This window comes from Methylobacterium sp. J-001, from assembly GCF_022829565.1.
Classification (GTDB): Bacteria; Pseudomonadota; Alphaproteobacteria; order Rhizobiales; family Beijerinckiaceae; genus Methylobacterium.
Genome location: NZ_JAKSYN010000004.1, coordinates 1 through 7532 on the forward strand (window position 1 = coordinate 1; position 7532 = coordinate 7532).

11 protein-coding genes are annotated in these 7532 nt (G+C 65.9%); 2 read left to right on the plus strand and 9 right to left on the minus strand.

Going from position 1 to position 7532, the window contains the following annotated elements:
- Together MKK65_RS00020 and MKK65_RS00025 are read left to right on the plus strand one after the other, a co-directional pair.
- A partial coding sequence (locus MKK65_RS00020) for a hypothetical protein (protein ID WP_243954219.1) occupies nucleotides 1–351 on the plus strand: 351 nt, incomplete at its 5' end.
- Between the two features lie 17 nt (nucleotides 352–368).
- Entirely contained in the window at nucleotides 369–749 is a 381-nt protein-coding gene (locus tag MKK65_RS00025; RefSeq protein WP_243954221.1) for a hypothetical protein, read from the plus strand.
- A 20-nt stretch (nucleotides 750–769) separates the two neighbouring features.
- On the opposite strand, the gene MKK65_RS00030 is transcribed toward MKK65_RS00025, so the two are convergent.
- The 9 genes from MKK65_RS00030 to MKK65_RS00070 form a co-directional block, all read right to left on the minus strand.
- A complete protein-coding gene (locus MKK65_RS00030; RefSeq protein WP_243954223.1) occupies nucleotides 770–1195 on the minus strand; it encodes a hypothetical protein in 426 nt (141 codons plus the stop codon).
- Between the two features lie 896 nt (nucleotides 1196–2091).
- Entirely contained in the window at nucleotides 2092–2817 is a 726-nt protein-coding gene (locus tag MKK65_RS00035) for a lipase family protein (RefSeq protein WP_243954225.1), read from the minus strand.
- A gap of 282 nt (nucleotides 2818–3099) precedes the next feature.
- Complete coding sequence (locus MKK65_RS00040) at nucleotides 3100–3417, minus strand: DUF3618 domain-containing protein (protein ID WP_243954227.1); 318 nt, start codon at nucleotides 3415–3417, stop codon at nucleotides 3100–3102.
- 146 nt (nucleotides 3418–3563) lie between these two features.
- Nucleotides 3564–4046 carry a YidB family protein gene (locus MKK65_RS00045; protein WP_243954229.1) on the minus strand — a complete coding sequence of 161 codons (483 nt, stop codon included), beginning with the start codon at nucleotides 4044–4046 and terminating at the stop codon, nucleotides 3564–3566.
- A gap of 83 nt (nucleotides 4047–4129) precedes the next feature.
- A complete protein-coding gene (locus MKK65_RS00050) occupies nucleotides 4130–4825 on the minus strand; it encodes a hypothetical protein (RefSeq protein WP_243954231.1) in 696 nt (231 codons plus the stop codon).
- A 49-nt stretch (nucleotides 4826–4874) separates the two neighbouring features.
- A complete protein-coding gene (locus tag MKK65_RS00055; RefSeq protein ID WP_313902007.1) occupies nucleotides 4875–5261 on the minus strand; it encodes a hypothetical protein in 387 nt (128 codons plus the stop codon).
- 113 nt (nucleotides 5262–5374) lie between these two features.
- Nucleotides 5375–6289 (minus strand): YsnF/AvaK domain-containing protein, encoded by a 915-nt coding sequence (locus tag MKK65_RS00060; protein ID WP_243954234.1) that lies wholly within the window; start codon nucleotides 6287–6289, stop codon nucleotides 5375–5377.
- Nucleotides 6286–6786 carry a YsnF/AvaK domain-containing protein gene (locus tag MKK65_RS00065; protein ID WP_243954236.1) on the minus strand — a complete coding sequence of 167 codons (501 nt, stop codon included), beginning with the start codon at nucleotides 6784–6786 and terminating at the stop codon, nucleotides 6286–6288. The genes MKK65_RS00060 and MKK65_RS00065 overlap by 4 nt, the downstream gene beginning before the upstream one ends.
- Nucleotides 6787–6788: 2 nt before the next feature.
- Nucleotides 6789–7532: PhnA-like protein (locus tag MKK65_RS00070; RefSeq protein WP_243954238.1), on the minus strand; the 744-nt coding region annotated here is incomplete at its 5' end.

Sequence of the window (7532 nt, forward strand, 5' to 3'; positions counted from 1 at the left end):
GACAGGGGAGAGGAGGGGAGGAGGGAGAGGAAGAAGGAGGGGGAAGGAAAAGGAGACAAACCCTCAGGGGGGAAGGAGAAGGGGAAAGGAGGGGGGGAGGGAAAGGAGGGGGAAGGGATGAAAAAAAAAGAAGAGGGGGGAGAAGGGAAAAAAAAGGGAAGGAAGGAGGAAGGAAAGAAGAAAAGAAGAAGAAAGAAGGAAGGGGAAGAAAGGAGAAAGAGGGAGGGAAAGGAAGAGGGGAGGGAGCGGGAGGGGGGGGGGGGGGAAGAGGACGGTGGCGGCCGAACCGATACGGCGGTCGTAAATTCGCGGTTAGCCATCCCAAGAGAACAAGCGGAACGGCAAGCTTAGCCGTCTGTTCCGCCTTCATGGAACATTACAGATCCACGCTTGCGACGACCGCGATTGCAGCATTTGGGCTGCTCGCCGCCGCCCACATCCTACATCCGGGCAACTACGAGAGGCAGGACCGCAATGTTCGGGTCGTCGTGGTCGCCAACGAAACGGCGGCCATGCCGAGGATCTGGAACGATCCTCCACGTAGACTACACGGCAGTGAGCCCGCTGCGTTGATGGCGGATAGCGGTTCACTGCTGGCGCATCGCTCAACGATGACCCTACCGCCGGGGGAGAGGACGTTGCCCAGGTTGTCGAGCACACTGGTGCGTTCTACAGCCCAAAGCAGGGACGCGGACGGCGATCCGATCGGCGACCTGATCCACAATCTCGACCTCGATCAAGACAGCTGAAGGCTCTACAAACGGACTTCTCAGGCGTAGGGACCACCGAACAGGTCGCCCATCGCTTTGCGCCGGAACAGCGTGCGCCAGCGTCTCCGTTGATGCTCCGGTCGGTCGTGGATTATGTGGCAGCGCTGGCAGAAGGCCGCAAGATTGGCGTCCGAGTTGTTGGCCGTGTCGTGATCCCGATGGGCGGCGGCCAGGACGACATGGGTTCGGCGAGCGCGTCCGAGGATGTCGGTGCCCGCCCTGACCCAGATCCAGCGGCCCCAGCCATCGCGCCAACGGCTGGCCTCAGCGTCCCACCAACGCCCGTCGCCAAGGTGGTAGATCATCGTCCCGTGTAGTCGCCCGCAGCTCTCGCATCGACCCTTCGCGCGGCCGAAGCGGATCGCCATCGACAGCTCGCGCCAGTCGATCGGGTAGAAGAAGCGGTGCTCGGGCCGGATCGGCATCGTAGGCCATTGTGCTGGCCATGGTGAAGAAAGCGTAGCAGCGAGGCAGCAGCCGGGCGTGGCGGGGGGGGTGATTGTATGTGGACGATGCGCGGCGGTTCCGCCTGATCGTCGCCAAAACCTGGACGCCGATCGTCCGGGTTTCATGCCACCGGGATGAGGTAATGTCGAAGGCGTGGCGGAAACCACCACGCCCTGCCCGGGTCCCGCACTTTTCGCCCCGTGGCTGGGCGGAATTGGCCGCCCTTGCGGAAGGGGTCACCATAACGGTGATACCTGAGCGATTAGTCTGCCTGAGGAGCAAACCGCAGCCGGGGAAAAAAGATCGGGGCCACCAGGGGGCACAAAGGGTTACCCAGTACCAGTCGTTGCCGGCGCGTTTGCCAACCGAAGTGCCATAGGCTTGGGGTATCACACCTCACGCACTGAAATGGCTGCCGCCCTGCAGACTTGTCGAGGAACTTAGCAGCATGACGGCGCCGAGATCCTCGACCGTCCGTTCGAAGCGCAGCAGACCGAAGCATCCTGCAGCAACGTGAGCCATGGTGACGTGTTTCAGAATGCTGCGAAACGCTCGGAAAGGCTCGAAAATGTTCTCTTCACACCTGTGCACCCTTGGTGCGAGGGCGTGATGGTGAGTATCGGCATCTACAATTACAGCGAAGCAGCTTGCCTCCCGCCTCTTCGCGTCAGGGCAACTTACGGAACCAGGACCGCTGAGCATCACTGCCACGTCCCATACAGATCAAAGACGTCGACACCTGGTCGTTCCAAAAACTGACGGCCACACAGTGGAACGGCTTAGGCTTCAGGCCTCCGTCTGTTCCGCTAGGTCAGGCCCTATTGGAACGCTATGACGGTATCACTGCTCTCAGAAGTTTACAGACCTTCGCGGCTTACCCAGGCTTACGCTGCGCGTCCGGGTGCATCGTGAAGCCGAGGGCGACCTCCGAAAACTCAGGCGTGCGGAGATAGCCGTAGGACTTATGGCGGTTTGCCGAGCCGTTCGGACGCAGATACGCGTTCACAACCGCCATGTCGTCGACCCCGACGCCACGGTCATTGCGCGCGAAGACCTCCGCGAGTTCGCCGGCCACTGCGGCGAGGTCGCGGTTGTCGGCCATGTTTGTCCAGCGGTTGACGTTGTTCGGGACGCGTGCCGCCCCATTCTCCTCAGCGATCTTCGCCCTTACCTCCGCCAAACCAAGCGGGGAGCCCAGTGTCACGAGGTGCTCGACCTGTACGGACGGGTCTTCCCGTTCCAGCATGCGTAGGGCGTCATATGCGATGATCGAGCCCATCGAGTGCGCGGCCAGCAGCACGCGCCGCCCGGCGAGCCGCTCCAGGACCTCGATGAGCCTACGCCGGACCTGCTGGGCGAACGGCGTCTCGGAATGGTAGTGCCACAGGTCGTCGAAACGGTGTTCGAGTATCGCGTCATCGACCGGTGTGGCCCCCGTCGCCGTCTGCAGCGCGGCCAAACCGCGGTAGACTTTGCTGACGACGCCATCGTTCAAAGTCGCATCAGCGTCCGGCCGATGGCGTGGGAAAGGTCCGGAGCCGCCGTCGGGTTGGTAGGGCTCATCGTTGGCGTCGCCGAGAAGCGGCTGATCGTAGCGCAAGTCCGCCCAGTACACGAACTCGAATGGGAACGCGCCGCCGTCGTGTCCGCAGTTTCTCTGAAGTCCCTCGACGATAGCAGCCCTCTACCAACGCCGTTTCTCGTCGAGCGGAGGCTTGTTCTCCAGTCCGTGGATGCCGATGAGGATGCCCTCAGCACTCATTTACTCAAGTCCGCTGAGAGCTCGAGCGAGGTGTTCGTCCCGCAGCCCGATCGTGCGGGCACCTCGCTCCGGTATGCTGCCCGCCCCAACCGAATGTCGCCTCGACACGTCCAAGGAAGTCTAAACGGACTGCTGCAGCGGCGTCCGGACGTCCGGATCGCGCTCGGGGCGATAGACACGGGCGGATGGCTTAGTCACCTGCCGCAACAACAGCATCATGCCTCCAGCAATCAGAAGAACGGAGAGCGGGTTGTGCCGGACCGCATGCAGGGTACCCTCGTAGAACGCGGCCCTGGTCTCGCTCCGGCGTGCAGTACCGACCACCTCATCAACGATGGCGGACGGGTTCAACCGTGCCTGCAGCCGATCGAAGGTCCCGTCGAGCTGGGCTCGGCTCGCCTCGATATCGTGTTCGAGGTCTCTGGCACCAGCGGTCATGGATGGCCTCAGATTGCATCAAGCGGTATGATCCACACGGAGGTGGCTCTCAGTTCCGGCGGCGGATAATCAGTGCGCGAAGGTAACCGAGCAAGCCCGCCATAGGGTGACCCCATAAACGGCGGCGTGATCGGCCGCGAAGAATGTTACCAATGTGCGTGCTCCTGCTCGGTTGGCATCCGACCCTGTGGGGTGAGCTGGTCGACCACACCGGGCAGTAATTGCGAGAGCTGCGACAGCAGATCGGAACCGCCCATGCCGGTCTGCTGCGAGAGCTGGCCCACCGTCTCGGGACCGAGCGCGGCGCCGAGGTCGTGCGGCGCGATCGGTTGGTTCTGGCCATTTCCGATCCACGAATTGATCGCCCCGCCGTGGCCAGCCTGGGTGAACTGCTCCAACAGGGCACCGAGCCCACTGGCCCCGCCGCCGCCGAGCAGACCACCGAGGCCGCCCTGGCCGCCCTGGCCGCCGCCGCTTGCATTGCCCAGCATGCCGCCGAGTCTACCTCCGCCGGCCCGCGCGGCCAGAAGGCTCATCAGGACGCCGACGAGGGGGTTGGCGCCGGCACCCTGCTGTTGACCGGCATTGCTGCCGACCACGCTACCGATAATGCTGTCGAGTAGGCCCATGACCTGTCCTCCTCTTGTGGCCCACAGGCCGGGTGATCGTACGGCTCGACGATGCAGTTGCACGGACGTGTGGATCGCGGCGATCAGACCGGGTGATTATAGACGCGCACCCGGCGGGCACCGGACGTCCGGGTGTCGGCGCCAGCCACGGAAGCGCTCACCGCGTCGTTCTCGCGCACAATCGAGCCAGCGGCTGCATCCGAGCCGATCAGGGTCGAGGTGTCGCCTCGCGCCTTGCCGGCCGTCCCGCTGCTCCAGCCCTCGCTCTCCCAACCTTGCGCACGCGCGTCGAGATCAACCGCACCGTGCTCCTCCAGGATGCGCGTGGCCACATCAGCGTGGGCCTCATCCGCCCTTACGGTCAGCAGCGAACCGCCACGGCGCACGCCCTCGGCGTAGGCATGTGCGTCGGTCTCGCTCACGCCAGCGCCAGTCAACGAGCCGGTCAAACCACCCGCGGCGGCACCGATGCCCGCACCGGTCAGCGTCGCCACCAGCCAGCCCGCGGCCACGACCGGACCGACGCCCGGGATAGCCATCAGCCCGAGACCGGCGAGTAGGCCCGCGCCCCCGCCTAGAATCGTGCCGAGCGTCGCGCCGGTTCCCGCACCGGTGGCAGCATGGTCTACCGTGTCGCCTGTTCCGGAGTTGCCGGTCTCCGCCTTGTTGCTGACGAGGCTGATGTCGGAGTGCGGCACGCCGGCCGCCTCCAACTTTGTCACCGCCGCCGCAGCGTCGTCGTAGCGATCGTATAAGGCCGAGAGGGTCTGTGCGGGCATGGGAGGAGACTCCGAGATGTTCGGGGGACTGGTCGAGCGAGGAGGCCGGCTACTGGACCGCGACGTTCCCCTTGAAGTCGAGGCCGACACTGGCGTGCTTGCCGTCTACCATCGCGCTGGCGTGCCAGATGCCGTCGCCGTCCTTCGTGAGGTCCTTGACCTCGTGGTAGCCGGCCCGCTCAAGCCGCCGGCGAGCTTCGCCCTTGGTAAAGCTGTTGGCGCCCCGCTCCAGCTTGACGTTCGCCCCCGTACCGGTGGCCACTGCCTTGCCGTCGTAAGCGTGATCGGTGTTCGGCCGCGTCACGGCGTTCTGGCCGCCGGAGGTCGCGCTGGAGGCACCACCCGTCGCTGGCTGCCCGGTAACGGTCGTCTGCGCCAGTGCCGGCGCTGCTGCGAGCAGAGGCAACACGAACAGGATTGTGCGGTTCAGGGGCATAGCGGGACCTGCGTTTAGCTGGTTACGGTGAAGGTCCGGGCCGATCCGGACGCGGATCTCGGCAGGGTGCGCTGCCCGGCGCACCGAGGCTCCGGGCAGCGCGCTCAGGTGGGTCAGACCGGCTTGCGCGTACCCGGCGTGGTACCGGTCGTCGTGGTGCCGGACGTGCCGGTGCGGCTGACGTTGCCGCGCTCGTCCTCGACCTCGACCTCGGTCCGGCGAACCTTGTCGGTGACGGTTTCGGTGCGCTGGCCCGCGTCCTTGCGGATGCCGACCTCCTCGACCACGCGGGCCTCCTTCGACACCACCACCTGCTCACGCATCTCGGTCGCCTCGATAGTCTTGCTCGCGAACAAGGCCTCGTCGGCAGCTGTCACCGGCCGGTCGACCGCGCGCCGGTCGACGTGCACGGTCTCGTCGCGCAGGGTGACCTGCTCTTCGACCGGCTTCTCGACGACGAAGGAGCGAACCCGCACCCGGCCGCTCTCCGCCACACGCTTGCCGACGTTAAGCCGCTCCTCAACGATCGGGATATAATCCGTCTCGCCCGTGGTCGTGCCGGCGCTCTTGAGGGCCGTGGCGCCTGTGGCAGCCGCTCCAGTTGCCGTCGTACCCGTGGTCGTGCCGGTCGCGCTCGCGGTTGTGCTGCCCGTCGCCGAGTATCCGCTCCAGCCTTCCTTGCGCCACGTGCTCTCACGTTGATCCAGGTCGACCGAGCCGTGCTGCTCTAGGATGTCGTAGGCCGTCTCGGTCTGCGCCGGCTCGACGCTCGCAGTCAGCAGCGTACCGCCGCGGCTCAGGCCCTCGCTGTAGGCGTAGCGATCCTCCTCGGGCATGAAGAAGTCCTTGAGCGAGCCCCAGAAGCCGCCCTCGTCCTTATAGTAGTCGTACGAGCCGCTCGTGCGCGTCGTCTGCGCGCCCTGCACCAGCTTGATCGCCGATTGCGGGATACCGGCGGCAATCAGCTTGGCCTCGGCTGCCTGTGCCTCTGCCGGGCGGTCGAACAACGCGGTGATCGTCTGCGTCATGGTGTTGTCTCCTCAGTTGAAAGGGGATCGATCTGTTCGCTGGCGTGGCCGTCTGGGCTCACGCGTTCGACCACGGCGCGCTGCTTGCGCAGCGTCACCGGGACCTCGACGTCTTCATCCGCGGAGGTCTGGCGGATGTGCAACTCTTCCTTCAGGACGAGGCGCTTCTCGACGACGAGGATCTCTTCCAGGACCGGGATGATGGTCACCCCGCCCTCCTCGCGGAGCACCGGAGGGGTCTCGCCATCAGCGAGCGTCCGGTTCACCGGCACTCGGGTGACCGCGACCGTGTTGCTGCGCAGGCTCTCGCGCAGGACCCGATCGACGCTCTCGATCCGGGTCGAGACCCGCACCCGCCCGGTCTCGACCGCCCGCTTGTCGATGCGGGCGGTCTCCTCGATCAGCGGGAGGACCACTTCCTCGCCCACAGTGACCTCTGCCGCCTCTACGCCTTGCGTCCGTGAGAGCTTCGGCTGGCTGGCGGCGGGATCGCTCATGGTCAGATCCGACGCTGGGTGGTAGTGGCGACGCCAGTGCGGCTCACCACCGGGTCGACGGCGGCACCGCGACCCGCGAAGAAAGCCGCCAGCGCGCCGAGGATCAGCGCCAGGGCGCCGTAGAGCGCGCCCTGCGACCCGACCCGTGCCGCGGCATCGGCTGCCTGCTTGGCCTGCTCCTTCGCCTTGGCTGTCGCGTCGTTGAACTGCTGCACGTATTGGGCGACCTGGGTCCGGGCCTGCTCGACCGGGATGTTCTGTGCCTTCGCCAGCGCCTGGGCGGCTTTCTCCTGGGCGTCCTTCTGCTGGGCGGCGTCACCGCTCACCGCGGCGCGCATCGCGCTGACAGCGGCATTCTTCAGGGCTTCCGGGTCGTTGCCGGTGCCGTTGCGGACTTGGCTCTCGATGTTCGAGAACGGGTTGTCCATGCCCGGCAGCGACGGGGCCGCGGCCTGCGCGGCGGTCTTCACCGAGCCGCCGATCAGGTTGCCGGCGCCGCCGAGCGTGCTCGACACCGCGCTTGACGCGCCGCTGACGATGCCGCCGACCGCCGAGGACAGCACGTACACGACGACGAGGGTCGAGACCGCCCAGGCGATCAGCCCGTGGTAGGCGGTGGTGGTGTTGGCCGGCTTGCCCGCAAGGCGCCCGGCAAGCCAGACGCCAGCGGCGGATGCGAGGACGACGGAGATCACGAACCAGATCCCCGCGCCCGAGGACAGGCTGCTTGCAGTCGGGGTACCGTT